Genomic DNA, 16,453 nt, shown 5'->3' with positions numbered 1-16,453 from the left:
ACCTGCCTTCCGAAAACAAAAAACCCGCTCGACGAGCGGGTTTTTTGTGAGAGCGGGAAACTGGATCAGACCAGTTTCTCGAGCTCCGGTACGGCTTCGAACAGGTCAGCCACCAGGCCGTAGTCAGCCACCTGGAAGATCGGGGCTTCTTCGTCCTTGTTGATAGCGACGATGACCTTGGAGTCCTTCATGCCTGCCAGGTGCTGGATGGCACCGGAGATGCCGACCGCGATGTACAGCTGCGGAGCGACGATCTTGCCAGTCTGGCCAACCTGCATGTCGTTCGGCACGAAGCCGGCGTCGACGGCAGCGCGGGAAGCGCCAACGGCAGCGCCCAGCTTGTCGGCCAGAGCGTACAGGTGCTTGAAGTTGTCACCGTTCTGCATGCCACGGCCGCCGGAAACGACGATCTTGGCAGCGGTCAGTTCCGGACGGTCGGACTTGGCCAGCTCTTCGCCGACAAAGGAGGACTTGCCGGCGTCGCCGCCAGTGGTGACGGCTTCGATGGCAGCGGAGCCACCTTCGGCGGCAGCGGCGTCGAAGCCGGTGCCACGCACGGTGATGACTTTCACGGCAGCCGAGGACTGCACGGTAGCGATGGCGTTACCGGCATAGATCGGACGCTTGAAGGTGTCGGCGCTTTCGACGGCAACGATCTCGGAGATCTGGTCGACGTCCAGCTGAGCAGCAACGCGCGGCAGGATGTTCTTACCGTTGCTGGTAGCAGCAGCCAGGATGTGGCTGTAGCCCTTGCCCAGCTCGGCAACCAGCGGAGCGACGTTTTCCGGCAGCTGGTTGGCGAAGGCAGCGTTATCGGCAACCAGCACCTTGCTCACGCCAGCGATTTTGGCAGCGGCTTCGGCAGCAGCACCGGCATTGGAACCGGCTACCAGCACGTGGATGTCACCACCAATCTTCTGAGCAGCGGCAACGGTGTTCAGAGTGGCAGCGGCCAGAGCGGCGTTAGTGTGTTCTGCAACAACCAAGATAGTCATTTAGATTACCTTCGCCTCGTTCTTCAGTTTCTCGACCAGTTCAGCCACGGACTTGACCTTGATGCCGGCGCTGCGGGCAGCAGGCGCTTCGACTTTCAGGGTCTTGACGGTGGAGGCGGTGGAGACGCCCAGAGCGTCCGGGGTAACCACGTCCAGCGGCTTCTTCTTGGCCTTCATGATGTTCGGCAGCGACGCGTAGCGCGGCTCGTTCAGGCGCAGGTCGGTGGTGACGATCGCCGGCAGGGCCAGAGCAACGGTCTGCAGACCGCCGTCGATTTCGCGGGTCACGTTGACCTTGTCGCCAGCCAGTTCGACCTTGGAAGCGAAGGTACCCTGGGCGAAGCCAGTCAGGGCGCCCAGCATCTGGCCGGTCTGATTGTTGTCGCTGTCGATGGCTTGCTTGCCGAGGATGACCAGTTGCGGCTGCTCCTTGTCGACCACGGCTTTCAGCAGCTTGGCGACAGCCAGGGAGTTCAGCTCTTCGTTGGTCTCGACCAGAATGGAACGGTCAGCACCCAGAGCCAGTGCGGTACGCAGTTGCTCCTGAGCAGTGTTCGGGCCGATGGTGACGACGACGATTTCGCTAGCTACGCCTTTTTCTTTCAGGCGTACAGCTTCTTCTACGGCGATTTCGCAGAAGGGGTTCATCGACATCTTGACGTTGGCGAGGTCGACGCCGGAGTTGTCCGCCTTGACGCGGACTTTGACGTTGTAGTCGACCACTCGTTTGACAGCTACAAGAACCTTCATGGATTCCTCGTTACTCTCCGGTGAATAAGAATGTCGCCAAGGCAAGCCTGGCCAGTGTTGCAGGTCGGCCGGAACCGACGGTCAGCCCATACGGCGAACGCAAAACCGCCCGTATCTTGACCGGAACACCTTTTTCGGTCAACACGAAAAACTCCCATTTATCTGGCGCCAAGCCTTGCGCTACATGGCTTTGGGAAAATTCAAACAAACGTTTGTATTGGACGTGCAAGGGCCTGTATATATAATGCCCAGCGCGCAGGCCAGAGAAAGCCTAGCCATAGCCAAATCAATAACACCGAAGAAGCCTTGATTAGGAGATTCTCTGTGGAACGCGAATTTATGGAATTCGACGTCGTCATCGTCGGTGCCGGCCCCTCGGGCCTGTCCGCCGCCTGCCGACTGAAGCAGAAGGCCGCCGATGCCGGCAAAGAAATCAGCGTCTGCGTGGTCGAGAAGGGTTCCGAAGTCGGCGCTCACATCCTCTCCGGCGCGGTCTTCGAGCCGCGCGCCCTGAACGAACTGTTCCCCAACTGGAAGGAACTGGGCGCTCCGCTGAACACCGAAGTCAAGCGTGACGACATCTATATGTTGAAGAACGCCGACAGCGCCATCAAGGTCCCTGGCCTGTTCGTGCCGAAGACCATGCACAACGAAGGCAACTACATCATCTCCCTGGGCAACCTTTGCCGCTGGCTGGCCCAGCAGGCCGAAGCCCTGGGCGTCGAGATCTATCCGGGCTTCGCCGCTCAGGAAGCGCTGATCGACGAGAACGGCGTAGTTCGCGGCATCGTTACCGGCGACTTGGGCGTGGACCGTGAAGGCCACCCGAAAGAGGGTTACTACACCCCCGGCATGGAACTGCGCGGCAAGTACACCCTGTTCGCCGAAGGCTGCCGTGGCCACATCGGCAAGCAGCTGATCAAGAAATTCAACCTCGACTCCGAAGCCGACGCCCAGCACTACGGCATCGGCATCAAGGAAATCTGGGACATCGATCCGGCCAAGCACGAGCAGGGCCTGGTAGTACACACCGCCGGCTGGCCGCTGGACGTGATCGGCACCGAGAACACCGGTGGCTCCTTCCTCTACCACCTGGAAAACAACCAGGTCGTGGTCGGCCTGATCGTCGACCTGTCCTACGGTAACGCCTTCCTGTCGCCGTTCGACGAGTTCCAGCGCTACAAGCACCACCCGGTGATCGCCCAGTACCTGGAAGGCGGCAAACGCGTCGCCTACGGTGCTCGCGCCATCTGCAAAGGCGGCCTGAACTCGCTGCCGAAAATGGTCTTCCCGGGCGGCGCCCTGATCGGCTGCGACCTGGGCACCCTGAACTTCGCCAAGATCAAGGGCAGCCACACCGCCATGAAGTCCGGCATGCTGGCCGCCGAAGCGGTAGCCGATGTGCTGCTGGCCGATGGCGAGGGCGGCGACCTGCTCAATGGCTATGTCGACGGCTTCAAGGCCAGCTGGCTGTATGACGAGCTGTTCCGCAGCCGTAACTTCGGCCCAGCCCTACACAAGTTCGGTCCGGTCTTCGGCGGCGGCCTGAACTGGCTGGACCAGAACGTCTTCGGCGGCAAGATCCCCTTCACTCTGCACGACACCAAGCCGGACTACGCCTGCCTGAAGCCCGCTGCAGAGTCGAAGCGCATCGACTATCCGAAGCCGGACGGCAAGCTGAGCTTCGACAAACTCTCCTCGGTGTTCCTCTCCAACACCAACCACGAGGAAGAGCAGCCCTGCCACCTGAAGCTGACCGATGCCAGCATCCCGCTCAGCGTCAACCTGCCGAAGTACGACGAACCGGCGCAGCGTTACTGCCCGGCCGGCGTGTACGAGGTGGTGACCCAGGAAGACGGCGAGAAGAAGTTCCAGATCAACGCGCAGAACTGCGTGCACTGCAAGACCTGCGACATCAAGGACCCAGCCCAGAACATCACCTGGATCGCTCCAGAAGGCACCGGCGGCCCGAACTACCCCAACATGTGATGACGACGAGAGGCTCCGCAAGGAGCCTTTCTTCTTTCTGCGGCATACAACATCAGGAAAGCCTCTCGGCATTCTTGTCCACCATGTATGAACATGATGTAATCGCGAAGACTTATCATTAAGTTTCATAAGCGTGTCACATGGCCGGCCGCACCTCTCCATCTCATCGCATCGTCGACCAGCTCTATCGCGAACATCAGCCCTGGCTCTTGCGCTGGTTTCAGCGACGCCTCAGTGATCGGGAGCAAGCGGCCGATCTTAGCCACGACTCCTTTGTGCGCCTGCTGAGCAAACCGGACCTCAGTGAAGAACACGGCAATCGCTCATTCCTGGCCCTCGTAGCAAGAGGCCTGCTGATCGACCACTTCCGTCGTTCGGCGCTCGAACGCAGCTATCTGGAGTACCTGGGGCACCGGCCTCAAGCGGACCATCCAAGTCCGGAGCAAAAGCTCAGTAATCTGCAGCAGTTGCGGGTTATTGATCGCCAACTCGACGGACTGCCAAGCCGCGTCAAGCAAGCCTTCCTGCTGCATCGCCTGCAAGGACTAACCCAGGCGCAGATCGCCGAGAAACTGGGCGTTTCTCCCGCCAGCATTCAGCAGTACCTGGCCAGAGCCACTCTGCACTGCTACGAATTTCGTTATGGTTCCTGGCATGATTGAGCCATCGCGCGCCACCATTGCCGCCGCTATCGACTGGCAGTTGCGGATCGAAAGCGATCCATTGCAGGAGGCTGGCCTCCTGGCCTGGCTGACGGAAGACCCCACAAATGCCCTCGCCTGGCAACGCTTGCGTGCACTGAACCAGCCCTTCGCGGAACTCGATAGCTCTCAGCGCCAGATCCTGCTGGCCAGCCATCGGACCGCACGCAAACCTCTGGCTACTGCACTGGCATTGCTGTTTGCCAGCGGCCTGGGCCTGATGATACTGAACCGACAATGGCCACTCGCCGAACTGACCGCCGACGCTTATAGCCAGACCGGAGAGATACGCGAGATCGAACTGCCGGACCACAGCCGCCTGTTGCTCGGCCCACGTAGCGCCGTCGACATCCGCTTCGATGACCGAGAACGCCTGGTCATTCTGCGCCGCGGCCACATCGCCATCGAGACCGCCCATGAAGGTGACACTCGACCATTCATCGTGCTTAGCGAAGACGGCAGGCTACGCGCACTGGGCACTCGCTTCACCGTACGGAGCGACTACCAGGGCAGTCTCGTCACAGTACAGCGATCGGCGGTAGAGGTCCGCGGCGATACTCAGAAGATCGTGGTTGGAGAAAACCAGCAGTTGCACCTGCAAGACGGGCGCCTCGGCACTCCGCAGGCCACTCCACCGGGAGTTGATGCCTGGACCAAAGGCATGCTGCAGGTTCGAGATCAACCACTAGGCTGGGTAATCGAACAACTCGGCACCTACCGCAGCGATGTTCTCACCCTCGCCCCGGAACTGCAGGGAATTCGCGTCAGCGGTAGCTTCTCCCTGCATGAAAGCGATCGAACCCTCAGTGCGCTGGAACAGACCCTGCCGATTCGAATACAGCGCCTGGGTCCATTCTGGACACGAGTGGTTGCCGCCCCGAAAGAATAATCCGCACCGACCCTATGATTTTCCCGAGCCTGATCGGTACCAGCTCTACCCATCACTCACGAATAGGATTCGAGATGCCTGTCCCTCCGCTCCGCCCGCCCCTACTGCGTCTAATGCTCATGAGCGCCGGACTGCTGCTCACCAGCGGTCTGGCGCATGCCGAAGAACTCCATCAGTACACTCTGCCCAGTGCGCCCCTCGATGCAACGCTAGGACAGATCGCTCGGGACGCCGGGCTCATCTTGGTCATCCAACCCTCTCAGGTGGCGCAAGCCATCGCTCAGCCGGTGCAGGGACGCTTCACCGCCGAACGCGCCTTGCAGGAGGCTCTTCGCGGGCAACCACTGCAACTGCAGCGCAACGCCGACGGCAGCTATCACCTGGTGGAGGTAAAGGAAGGTGCGCTGAACCTCTCTCCACTGGACATCAATGCCCATGCCGCAAGCCTGGACACCAGCAACGGCTACGTACCGCTACGCATCAGCTCGGCAAGCAAGACCGATACCGATGTCCTTGAGCTACCGCAGTCCGTTTCGGTTATCACCCGTGATCAGATGAACGACCAGCAGGTACAGAGCGTAACCGAGGCCTTGCGTTATGTGCCCGGCGTCAAGGTGGAAACCTACGGGATGGATCCGAAAGGCTACGACTGGGTCTTCATCCGTGGCTTCAACGCCCAGGCCACCAGCGACTTCCGCGACGGCCTGCGTCAGCAAAGCAACAGCTACAGTTTCTTCCGTACCGACCCCTACGCACTCGAACGGGTCGATATTCTGCGCGGCCCCGGATCCACCCTATTCGGTGCCGGCGAAGCCGGCGGCTTGATCAACCGCATCAGCAAAAAGCCGCTGGCCGAAGGTGTACATCAAGTAGAACTGCAATACGGAAGCTTTGATCGCGTGCTGGGGCAATTCGATGTAGGCGGCCGCCTCGACGCAGACGGAAGCATGCTCTACCGACTGGTTGGAGTCGCGCGCGACAGCAACACTCAGCATGACTACGGGAGCAGTCACGAAGTCGCCGATGATCATCTTTACCTGGCGCCATCCCTTACCTGGGCGCCAAGCGAAGATACGCGCCTGACGCTGCTCGCCGACCTGCTGCGCGACCGCTCTGGTGGCACCGTCAGCCCCTATACCGAGCATCTAGCCCCCACCGACACCCTGCTCAACGACTACGAGTTCAACCACTTCGATCAGGACCAGTACAGCGTCGGCTACCAGTTCGAACACCGCATCAGCGATAGCCTGCAGTTTCGCCAGAACCTTCGCCAAGGCCAGGTCGACGTGAAGATGAACAACATGCTGCCGCTGGGCAGAGTCTCCGACCTTGTGCCCGCTTTAGCCGGCACCCCGGCGGGCAACCTGGTCGCCCGCCAACCACGGCGCTGGGACGAGCACTTGAATGCCCTCGCCGTGGACAACCAGCTGCAGTACGACCTCATCACGGGCGACGTGCAGCAAACCCTGCTGTCGGGTATCGATTACGCACGGGCGCACGCCGATGTCCGTCGTTACTACAGCGACCTGACGCTGCCCGCACTCCTGCCTTACCTGTTCGACCCGGAAATGCCGCGCTACGGCATCGACGTACCACGCCCAACCACACCCAAGATCAACTACCGCGAAACCACCGAGCAGATTGGTTACTACCTGCAGGACCAGTTGCACTTGGGCGAGCGCTGGATTGTTACTGCTGGAGGCCGTTACGACGACTATCGACTGGAACACCAGGACCAGCTCGCCGCTAGCCACAAGCTCACAGAGCACGCCTTTACCGGCAAACTGGGCGTGGTCTACAAGACCGATTTCGGGCTGGCTCCTTATATCAGCTACTCGGAATCCTTCCTGCCGAACAGCGGCATAGCCCGAGATGGCGGTAGCTTCGAGCCAAGCGAGGCCAAACAGTGGGAAGCCGGTATCAAGTACCAGCCGCACGATGACCTCCTGCTGACTGCAGCAGCGTTTGAGATAATCAAAAGCAATGTGCTGACCACTGACCCGCTGGATCGAACCTTCAGTGTCGCCCAGGGAGAAGTTCGTTCGCGCGGCATTGAACTGGAGGCACGCGCCAGGTTGAGCGAGGCCTGGGACCTGCTGGCCTCCTACACTCGCACCGACACCGAGATCACCAAGAGCAATGGCGGCGACAAGGGCAACGAGACCCCAAATGTGCCGAAGAACATGGCCTCGGCATGGATCAGCTACAGCTTCCACGATGGAGCGTTGCAAGGCCTGAGCCTCGGAGGTGGCGCCCGCTACATCGGGGAGATGTACGGCGATACAGCCAACCAGGTTCGCGTATCCAGCTATACCCTGGTGGATGCGGGAGCCCATTATCGGCTGACGCCTCAGATCATCGTAGCCCTGAATGCTCAGAATCTGTTCGACCGCGAGTACACCTCCACCTGTTACGGTGATGAGGTTGACGGCTGTTTCGCAGGAGTGGAACGCACCCTGATCGGAAGCGTGAAATACGACTGGTAGCACAAACGAAAAAGCCCACCTTCTAGGTGGGCTTTAGGGGACGTCTCGCGAAACAGCTTCTGGGCTATGACCAGAAATATCGCCTCCACCGCGAGAAATCTAAATATGGTGGGTCGTGTAGGATTCGAACCTACGACCAATTGGTTAAAAGCCAACTGCTCTACCGACTGAGCTAACGACCCAACGCGGAGCGCATGATACTGATTTGATTCAGAAAATCAACACTCCACGAAAAATTTTAGGCGTAACGGGTCGGGTCAGCCACTCCGGCCGCGGTAAAACCAGCGGCGCGCAGGCGACAGCTGTCGCACTTGCCGCAGGCACGGCCGTCGTCATCGGCCTGGTAACAGGACACTGTCAGACCATAGTCCACGCCATGCTGCAGGCCGATCTGCACGATTCGCGCCTTGCTCAGGTTCTGAAGCGGCGCCTGAATACGGAAGCCACTGCCCTCCACGCCCTCGCGAGTCGCCAGATTGGCCACCCGCTCGAAGGCGGCGATGAACTCGGGGCGGCAATCCGGGTAACCCGAGTAGTCCACCGCGTTGACGCCGATGAAGATGTCATGGGCGCCGAGTACTTCCGCCCAGCCCAGGGCCAGAGAGAGGAACACGGTGTTACGTGCCGGCACGTAGGTAATCGGGATGCCCTCGGTCGGGCCCTCGGGCACGGCGATGGAACTGTCGGTCAGGGCCGAACCGCCGATGCCATTGAGGTTGAGACCGATCACCTTGTGCTCGACCACGCCTAGCTGACGCGCCACGCGCTCGGCGGCCTGCAGCTCGGCGCGGTGGCGCTGGCCATAGTCGAAGCTCACGCTGTAGCAGGCAAAACCGGCGGCCTTGGCCTGGGCGAGAATGGTGGCCGAATCGAGGCCGCCCGAGAGCAGCACCACGGCTTTCTTGTCAGTCATATCAGTGCCCCGGCTCGTCGTTCCAGAGAATCTTGTGCAGCTGTAACTGAAAACGCACCGGCAGGTTGTCGGCGATTATCCAGTCGGCCAGATCGCGTGCGCTCACCTGCTGGTGGCTGGGAGAGAACAGCACTTCTCCGGCGCGCTCGTCCAGACGGTACTCGATCAGCTTGCTGACGGCCCAGTCGTAGTCTTCGCGCGAGCAGATGACGAACTTGACCTGATCCTTGCCGGTCAGCTCGTCCATGTTGCTGTAGAGGTTGCGCGACATCTCCCGCGAACCAGGCGTCTTCAGGTCGACCACCCGACTGACACGCTGGTCGGTGGGGGCAATGTCGATAGCGCCGCTGGTCTCCAGGGAAACCTGATAGCCCGCATCGCACAGACGCTTCAGCAACGGAACGCAATTGGGCTGGGCCAGCGGCTCGCCACCGGTCACGCAGACATAGCGCGGCTTGTAGCTGGCTACCCGTTCGAGGATGGCGTCCAGGCTGGTGATCTCGCCGCCGCTGAAGGCGTAGGCGGTGTCGCAGTACTGGCAGCGCAGCGGGCAGCCGGTGAGGCGGACGAAAACCGTGGGCAGACCACTGGTGAGCGTCTCGCCCTGCAACGAGTAGAAAATCTCGGTAATGCGCAGGGTTTCTTGCATATCGGCACCGGGCGTGACGGCGAGACAGGCCATCCGCCTCCGTTGCGGTTGAACAAAGGGCGGCGATAGTAACGAAAAAACCCGCGACTAGCGCGGGTTTCTGACCGACAGAGGATTGGCTCAGAGGCGTTGCAGATCACGCTGCGCCAACTGCGCCGCGGACGATCCGGGATACTGGGCGATGAGCTGCTGGAGAATGCCTCTGGCACGATCGTTATTACCCATACGACGTTCGACATCGGCAAGCTTGAACAGAGAGTCCGGAACCTTGGAATGCGTTGGGTAATTGGCGGCAACCTGGGCGAAAGCCTTCCCGGCACCCTGCAGATCGCCCTTGGTGAGGTTCACCTCACCCAGCCAGTACTGTGCATTGCCCGCGTACTGGCTCTGTGGATACTTGCGCAGGAAGGCACTGAATGCCTGGCTGGCTTTGTCGAAATCCTTGGCCTTGATCAGATCGAAGGCAGCGTCGTAATACAGCTTTTCCTTCGCCGGGTCGGCGGGTTCATTACTGGCTGCCGGCGCCTGCTGGGCAGGGGCAGCTGGGGTGCCTGCGGCGCTGATCGCGCCGTCGGCCGGGGAATTCTGTGCAGGTGCCTGTTGCGCACCGGCAGTGCCACCTTGCAGGCGGCTGTCGATGTCCTGGTAGCGGGCATCGCCTTCTTGTTTGAGACGCTGGATCTCATTCTGCTGTTCTTCGAGCATGCCCCGCAGCTGGGCAATCTCGTCCTGCATCTGCTGCAACTGCATGAACAGCTGACCCTGCGCCGAAGCCGGGGCTTGCGCCCCGCCTCCGGCGTAGGCGCCGCTCGTACCGTAACCGGCTGGTGGATAGCTGCTACCGGAGCTTCCATCCACCACGGGGACCTCGGCCACCGCCGCGAGCGGCAGGGCGAGCATCAGAGAGGTCAGGATACGAGGGCACTTACGCATGACGAATTACTTACGCAGTTCGACGCGACGGTTCTGAGCCCAGGAGGACTCATCGCTGCCGGTAGCAACCGGACGCTCTTCACCGTAGGAAACCAGTTCCAGCTGAGCCGGGGAAACGCCCTGCAGAACCAGGTAGCGCTGAACGGCCTTGGCACGACGCTCGCCCAGAGCCATGTTGTACTCGCGGGTGCCGCGCTCGTCGGTGTGGCCTTCCAGAACGACGCGAGCGCCGTTGCCTTTCAGGTCCTTGGCGTGTACGTCCAGAGCGCGCATGGCTTCCGGCTTCAGGTCGGAGCTGTCGTACTCGAAGTAGAAGGTGGTGATGGCGCGCAGAGCGGCTTCTTCGCTCAGAGCACCGTCAACACCGCTGTTGCCAGCGTTGTAGCCAGCGTTCGGATCAACAGCGCCTTCGCCGGAAGCGTCACCGCCTTTGGAAGAGCAACCAACAGCCACGGCCAGAGCCAGGCTCAGAGCAGCAAATTTGCCGAATTTCAGCATTTCCATGATGTAACTCCTAATGAACCCCAGGTGTGTTTAAAGCAGAAAAGTGTTTTACCGCATCAGTTCAGGAAGGGAGACCAGGAAGGTTCCCGGACGTCACCTTGAGCGGTGGGAATCGGGAGCCTGACACGCCCATTGGTGGAGACGAGCATCAGTACTCCCCGGCCCTGCTGGCGGGTGGCGTAGATTAGCATGGTGCCATTGGGCGCAACAGTGGGAGAGTCGTCCAGACTGGTCTCGGAAAGAATGCGCAGGCGGCTGGTCACGAGGTCCTGAGCTGCCACTTTGAAGTTGGTGAAGCCGTCCTGGCGATGGATCATCACCAGGGTCTTCTCGTCGGCCGACAACTTCGGGTTGGCGTTGTAGTTGCCGGTGAAGGTCACACGCTGGGCGGCACCACCATGAATGCTCTGCTTATAGATCTGCGGCTTGCCGGCACGGTCGCTGGTGAAGTACAGGGTCTGCCCATCCTTGCCCCAGAACGGCTCGGTCTCGATCGAGCCGGAGTTGGTCACACGCTGGATCTGACGCGACCCCAGGTCCATCACATAGATCTCCGGGTTGCCGTCCTTGGACAGCACGAAGGCCAGGCGATTGCCATCCGGCGAAAACGCCGGGGCACCATTTAGCCCCTCGAAGTTGGTCAACTGCTCACGACGGCCGGTATCAATGTGCTGCATGAAGATGCGCGGACGGCGCTGCTCGAAAGACACGTAGGCAATACGGCGGCCATCCGGCGCATAACGCGGCGACAGGATCGGCTCACGCGACTGCAGCAGGGTCACGCCACGGGCGCCGTCGTAGTCAGAGCGCTGCAGGGTGTAACGGGTGTTGTTCACTCCGAAACGCTCGGCGGTGACATAGAGCATCTTGGTGGAGAAGGCCCCCTTGATACCGGTGAGTTTCTCGAATGCCTGGTCAGCAACATGGTGAGCCATGTCGCGCAGCTGGTCAGTGGTACCGCCAACGGTACCGGCAACTACCTGCTGCTGAGTCGCCACGTTGAACAGGGCGAACTGAACCTGCAGGCGGCCGCCGTTCGGCACGATGCTACCCACCATCACGTACTGCGCGCCCAGCGCCTGCCAGTCACGGTAGATGATCTCGGCCGCCGAGGTCGGCAGGCTGATCATGTTCTGACGCGGGATCGGCGCATACATACCGCTGTTACGCAGATCGTCACCGATGATGGTGGAAAGGTCTTCAGGCAGGACAGAACCGCCCTGCCAGCCGAAGGGCACCACGGCGATCGGGATGGCCCGATCAGAACCGCCGGTGACCAGAATGTTCTTCTCGTCCGCGACTGCCAGACCGGCAGCGCAGCAGAGCATGATTAGGAACCCTCGAAACAGATTGATCACAGGTCCAGGTCCTCTGGTGTAAAGGTCATCTTGAACGAACGGTAGGGATTGAAATCACTCGGACTCAAGCCCTGCATTTCTGTCACTTTGCCGACGTTACGCACGGCGGTCACCGCCGAACTGTCGAACGCTGCATCGCCACTGGAACGAGCCACAGTCGCGTTGGTAATGGTGCCATCAGGCAACATATTGATCTGTACCACCACGGTCATACCGTTACGCGCGGATGGCGGACGACTCCAGCCCTCCGACACATAACGCCGAATCAAATCATCGAAGTTGCCGGCAACCTGATCTCCCTGCGTCTCCGCCAAGGCCTGTTGCCGCTCGGTGGTATCACCCAGAAGCTCCGCCAGGGCCTGCGCCTTCTTGTCGTCCGCCGCCTTGCGCGCAGCTTCCTGCGCCTTCTTCTTGGCAGCTTCGGCAGCGGCCTTCTTCTTGGCCTCTTCCGCTGCTTTCTTCTTGGCAGCTTCGGCAGCCTTTTTCTTGGCCTCCTCAGCAGCTTTCTTCTTATCGTCCTCAGCTTTCTTCTTGGCGATATCGGCCTGCTTCTTCTGCTCAGCCTTCTTCGCCTCCTCGGCTTTCTTGGCTTCGGCCTGCTTCTTCGCCACCTCAGCCTGTTTGGCCGCCTCGGCTTTCTTTTGTTCCGCCGCTTCCTGCTTCTGCTGCTCTTCCTTCTTGGTCTCCATCTGCTCCACCTCATACTGGCGGGCCTTGGTCTTCTCGGCCTCACCAGCAATCTTCTGGGTGGTCTGGGTGATCGCCTTGCTCTGCGATTTCAGCTGATACAGCGTAGCCTGGACGATAGGCTTGGCCGGTGGCAGCTCGGGCGCGAAGTGAAAGCTGACGAACAGCATGGCGAACAGCAGCACATGAATGGCCACCGCCCATACGGTCGGCCAGAAGTAACTTTCCGAGGAGGAGCGAACGCTCTTCTGCTGCATCAGGGCGCCTCGGTGATCAGCCCGACGTTACCGACGCCGGCCTGCTGCAGGCCGCCCATCACCGCCATCACGGAACCGTAATCGACCGCCTTGTCGCCGCGAACGAAAACCTGGACCTTCTTACCCTGACCGGCGTTCTGATTCATGATCGCACTGACCGTCTGTACCAACGCTGGCAGTTCGGTCGCGGTCTCGCTGGCCTTGCCTTGGTCCGGATCGACCTCCTCGCCCATGTTCCAGTAGTAGGTCTTGTCGGCCTTGATCGAGATGGTCAGCACGCGGGAATCGTTGTCCTGCGGCAACGCCTCGCTGGAAACCTTAGGCAAGTCGACCTTGACGCCCTGGTTGAGCATCGGCGCGGTCACCATGAAGATCACCAGCAGCACCAGCATCACGTCGATGTAAGGCACGACGTTCATCTCGGCGACCGGCTTGCGTCTGTTGCGAATTCTGGCCATGGGCTAAGCCTCAGTCCTCGCTGGTGTGCACTTTGCGGTGCAGAATCGCCTGGAACTCGTCGGCAAAGGTGTAGTAACGACCAATCAGGCGATCGCCTTGCGCCGAGAAGCGGTTGTAGGCGATCACCGCCGGAATAGCGGCGAACAGGCCGATTGCGGTAGCGATCAGCGCCTCAGCGATACCCGGAGCTACGGTCGCCAGCGTCGCCTGCTGCACCTGAGCCAAGCCGCGGAAGGAGTTCATGATGCCCCAGACGGTACCGAACAGGCCGATGTACGGGCTGGTGGAGCCGACAGTGGCGAGGAATGGCAGGCTCTGCTCGAGCTTCTCTTCCTCACGCGAGATAGCCACACGCATGGCACGTGCGACTCCGTCCATCACCGCATCAGGATCGACACCCGGCTGCTGGCGCAGACGGGAGAACTCCTTGAAGCCGGCACGGAAGATCTGCTCGACGCCGCAGTCCGGGTCCGGATTGCTGCCGGCCTGACGATACAGCTTGGACAGGTCGATGCCCGACCAGAAGCGCTCTTCGAAGACTTCCAGAGACTTCTTCGCCGCTCGCAACATAGTGCTGCGCTGGAAAATCATGATCCAGGACACCACCGAGGCGGCCACCAGGGTCAACATGACCAGCTGCACCACCAGACTGGCGTTGCTGATCAGGCTCCACATCGACATATGGTCAACGGCGTTGGCTGTTGCTTCCACGCTACTCTCCTACCGATCCTGCTGTGACTTGGCCCATGCCCGCCGCGAACGCTGTGCGCAGCGTTTCAGGGATGGCACGGGGCTTCAAATTGTCGGCCCGCACGCAGGCCACCACGAACTGCCCCTCGCAGAGCAGCACCTCATCCGTTGCCCGCCGTACCTGTTGACGGAAGCGCAGGCTGGCACGGTTCAACTCCATTACCTCGGCAGTGATAAAAAGCTCGTCGTCCAGCCGGGCAGGCGCGTGGTAGCGCGCCTCGGCGGAGTGCACGACGAACAGAAGGTTCTCGTCGACCAGCTGCGACTGGGCAAAGCCCAGACTGCGCAGACACTCGGTACGAGCCCGCTCCATGAACTTGAGGTAGTTGACGTAATAGACGATGCCGCCGGCGTCGGTATCTTCGTAATACACCCGACTCTTGAGAGCGAAAGGCCTGGCCTCGTTTTGCGCGCGCATACTCTAGTGTTTACTCCTAGCCTTGCCAATCCGGGCAAGCCGTTGTTTTGCAACTATTCATCGCCGCCGAAGAGATCTGCCATCGGGGCATCGCTGAGACGCTTCGGCAGGTTGAGGCCGAAGTGCAGGTAGGCATGCCGCGTGACCACCCTACCCCGCGGCGTACGCATGATGTAGCCCTGCTGGATCAGATAAGGCTCGAGCACATCCTCGATGGTTCCGCGCTCTTCACCGATAGCGGCCGCCAGGTTGTCGATACCGACCGGCCCGCCGTCGAACTTGTCGATCATCGCCAGCAGTAGACGCCGGTCCTGGTGGTCGAAGCCACGTTCGTCGACATCCAGCATGTTCAGTGCCTGATCGGCGATGCCTCGGCTGATCTGCCCGCTGGCACGGACCTCGGCAAAGTCACGCACACGGCGCAGCAGACGGTTGGCAATACGCGGGGTGCCACGGGCGCGCCGCGCGATCTCGAAGGCACCCTCGGGGTCGATGGGCAAACCGAGAATCCCTGCCGAGCGACTGACGATGGTCGCCAGATCTTCGCTGGAATAGAACTCCAGACGCTGGACGATGCCGAAGCGATCACGCAAAGGGTTGGTCAGCATCCCCGCGCGGGTAGTGGCGCCGACCAGGGTGAAGGGCGGCAGGTCAAGCTTGATCGAGCGTGCAGCCGGACCCTCGCCAATCATGATATCGAGCTGGAAGTCTTCCATCGCCGGGTACAGCACTTCCTCGACAACGGGCGAGAGACGGTGGATCTCATCAACGAAAAGCACATCGCCAGCCTCCAGATTGGTCAGCAGCGCGGCCAGATCGCCCGGACGCTCCAGCACTGGCCCCGACGTGCTCTTGATCGATACCCCCATCTCCTGGGCGATGATATTGGCCAGAGTGGTCTTGCCCAGTCCGGGCGGACCGAATATCAGCGTGTGATCCAGCGCCTCCTGGCGGTTCTTGGCGGCCTGAATGAACAACTCCATCTGCTCGCGCACCACCGGCTGGCCGACATATTCGGCCAGCTTGAGCGGGCGAATGGCGCGGTCCAGCTGTTCGTCGCGGTCGCGACTGCTGGCAGTTATCAGGCGGTCGGCGTCTATCACTTCCTACACCATTCCTTTCAGGGCACGGCGGATCAGCTCTTCGCTGGACAGCCCTTCTTCCTGGACAGCCGCAACGGCTTTGCTGGCCTCCTGCGGCTTGAAGCCGAGGGAGATCAGCGCGCTCACGGCGTCGCTCTCGGCGCTTGAGACTGCCACGCCTGCGCGAGGTTCCACCACCAGTGGCGCGATGGACGGCATGCTTTCCCAGGCCTTGAAGCGATCCTTGAGCTCCACCAGCAGGCGCTCGGCAGTCTTCTTGCCGACGCCGGGGATCTTCACCAGGGTCGAGGTATCCTGAGCTTGCACACAACGCACCAGCTCATCGACCTCCAGACCGGACATCAGCGCCAGGGCCAGCTTGGGGCCGACGCCGTTGAGCCGGATCAGCTCACGGAACAGCTCTCGCTCGCGCTTCTCGGCGAACCCGTAGAGCAGATGAGCGTCCTCGCGCACGACCAGATGGGTGTGCAACGTCACTGGCTGCCCAACCGCAGGCAGGCGGTAAAGAGTGGTCATCGGCACTTCCAACTCATAGCCGACGCCGTTGACATCGAGGATCAAGTGCGGCGGCTGCTTTTCCGCCAGGGTGCCCTTCAGGCGTCCGATCACGAA

17 protein-coding genes and 1 tRNA gene are annotated in these 16,453 nt (G+C 60.9%); 4 read left to right on the top strand and 14 right to left on the bottom strand.

The features are described from left to right. Window positions 1–65: 65 nt before the first annotated feature. Together IB234_RS09000 and IB234_RS08995 are read right to left on the bottom strand one after the other, a co-directional pair. Window positions 66–995, bottom strand: coding sequence for an electron transfer flavoprotein subunit alpha/FixB family protein (locus tag IB234_RS09000; protein ID WP_137972571.1), 930 nt, complete (start codon window positions 993–995; stop codon window positions 66–68). Next, on the bottom strand, window positions 996–1,745 hold the full coding sequence (locus tag IB234_RS08995) for an electron transfer flavoprotein subunit beta/FixA family protein (RefSeq protein ID WP_043310197.1): 750 nt from the start codon (window positions 1,743–1,745) through the stop codon (window positions 996–998). It lies immediately after the preceding gene. 324 nt (window positions 1,746–2,069) lie between these two features. On the opposite strand from IB234_RS08995, the gene IB234_RS08990 reads away from it, so the two are divergent. The 4 genes from IB234_RS08990 to IB234_RS08975 all read left to right on the top strand — a co-directional run bounded on the left by IB234_RS08990 (window position 2,070) and on the right by IB234_RS08975 (window position 7,810). Then, window positions 2,070–3,734, top strand: coding sequence for an electron transfer flavoprotein-ubiquinone oxidoreductase (locus IB234_RS08990; RefSeq protein WP_192316664.1), 1,665 nt, complete (start codon window positions 2,070–2,072; stop codon window positions 3,732–3,734). A 140-nt stretch (window positions 3,735–3,874) separates the two neighbouring features. Continuing rightward, complete coding sequence (locus IB234_RS08985; protein ID WP_192316661.1) at window positions 3,875–4,396, top strand: sigma-70 family RNA polymerase sigma factor; 522 nt, start codon at window positions 3,875–3,877, stop codon at window positions 4,394–4,396. Then, window positions 4,389–5,324: a FecR domain-containing protein gene (locus IB234_RS08980; RefSeq protein ID WP_192316659.1), complete on the top strand. Its 936-nt coding sequence runs from the start codon at window positions 4,389–4,391 to the stop codon at window positions 5,322–5,324. The genes IB234_RS08985 and IB234_RS08980 overlap by 8 nt, the downstream gene beginning before the upstream one ends. Window positions 5,325–5,443: 119 nt before the next feature. Further along, window positions 5,444–7,810: a TonB-dependent siderophore receptor gene (locus tag IB234_RS08975; RefSeq protein ID WP_225580455.1), complete on the top strand. Its 2,367-nt coding sequence runs from the start codon at window positions 5,444–5,446 to the stop codon at window positions 7,808–7,810. A gap of 106 nt (window positions 7,811–7,916) precedes the next feature. On the opposite strand, the gene IB234_RS08970 is transcribed toward IB234_RS08975, so the two are convergent. The 12 genes from IB234_RS08970 to ruvA all read right to left on the bottom strand — a co-directional run bounded on the left by IB234_RS08970 (window position 7,917) and on the right by ruvA (window position 16,450). Further along, window positions 7,917–7,992, bottom strand: a tRNA-Lys gene (locus IB234_RS08970). 56 nt (window positions 7,993–8,048) lie between these two features. After that, complete coding sequence (gene queC, locus IB234_RS08965; RefSeq protein WP_192316655.1) at window positions 8,049–8,723, bottom strand: 7-cyano-7-deazaguanine synthase QueC; 675 nt, start codon at window positions 8,721–8,723, stop codon at window positions 8,049–8,051. A 1-nt stretch (window position 8,724) separates the two neighbouring features. Then, window positions 8,725–9,372, bottom strand: coding sequence for a 7-carboxy-7-deazaguanine synthase QueE (queE, locus tag IB234_RS08960; protein WP_192316653.1), 648 nt, complete (start codon window positions 9,370–9,372; stop codon window positions 8,725–8,727). Between the two features lie 120 nt (window positions 9,373–9,492). Further along, complete coding sequence (gene ybgF / locus IB234_RS08955; RefSeq protein ID WP_192316651.1) at window positions 9,493–10,305, bottom strand: tol-pal system protein YbgF; 813 nt, start codon at window positions 10,303–10,305, stop codon at window positions 9,493–9,495. A gap of 6 nt (window positions 10,306–10,311) precedes the next feature. Then, complete coding sequence (pal, locus tag IB234_RS08950; protein WP_192316649.1) at window positions 10,312–10,809, bottom strand: peptidoglycan-associated lipoprotein Pal; 498 nt, start codon at window positions 10,807–10,809, stop codon at window positions 10,312–10,314. A 56-nt stretch (window positions 10,810–10,865) separates the two neighbouring features. Further along, window positions 10,866–12,137 (bottom strand): Tol-Pal system beta propeller repeat protein TolB, encoded by a 1,272-nt coding sequence (gene tolB / locus IB234_RS08945; RefSeq protein WP_225580454.1) that lies wholly within the window; start codon window positions 12,135–12,137, stop codon window positions 10,866–10,868. 26 nt (window positions 12,138–12,163) lie between these two features. After that, a complete protein-coding gene (gene tolA, locus IB234_RS08940; protein WP_192316645.1) occupies window positions 12,164–13,111 on the bottom strand; it encodes a cell envelope integrity protein TolA in 948 nt (315 codons plus the stop codon). Continuing rightward, on the bottom strand, window positions 13,111–13,569 hold the full coding sequence (tolR, locus tag IB234_RS08935) for a protein TolR (protein WP_192316643.1): 459 nt from the start codon (window positions 13,567–13,569) through the stop codon (window positions 13,111–13,113). The genes tolA and tolR overlap by 1 nt, the downstream gene beginning before the upstream one ends. A gap of 10 nt (window positions 13,570–13,579) precedes the next feature. Further along, the gene (gene tolQ / locus IB234_RS08930) at window positions 13,580–14,251 is read right to left on the bottom strand and encodes a protein TolQ (RefSeq protein WP_192317775.1); all 672 of its coding nucleotides are present in this window, start codon (window positions 14,249–14,251) and stop codon (window positions 13,580–13,582) included. Between the two features lie 31 nt (window positions 14,252–14,282). Next, entirely contained in the window at window positions 14,283–14,738 is a 456-nt protein-coding gene (ybgC, locus tag IB234_RS08925; RefSeq protein WP_192316641.1) for a tol-pal system-associated acyl-CoA thioesterase, read from the bottom strand. Window positions 14,739–14,791: 53 nt separating this feature from the next. Then, on the bottom strand, window positions 14,792–15,841 hold the full coding sequence (ruvB, locus tag IB234_RS08920; protein ID WP_192316639.1) for a Holliday junction branch migration DNA helicase RuvB: 1,050 nt from the start codon (window positions 15,839–15,841) through the stop codon (window positions 14,792–14,794). A gap of 3 nt (window positions 15,842–15,844) precedes the next feature. Further along, the gene (gene ruvA, locus IB234_RS08915) at window positions 15,845–16,450 is read right to left on the bottom strand and encodes a Holliday junction branch migration protein RuvA (RefSeq protein ID WP_192316637.1); all 606 of its coding nucleotides are present in this window, start codon (window positions 16,448–16,450) and stop codon (window positions 15,845–15,847) included. Window positions 16,451–16,453 lie beyond the last annotated feature (3 nt).

This window comes from Pseudomonas sp. PDM16 (assembly GCF_014851865.1).
Taxonomy (GTDB): Bacteria; Pseudomonadota; Gammaproteobacteria; order Pseudomonadales; family Pseudomonadaceae; genus Aquipseudomonas.
The sequence above is the reverse complement of the archived record's forward strand: the minus strand, read 5'-3'. Positions and strand labels throughout refer to the sequence as shown.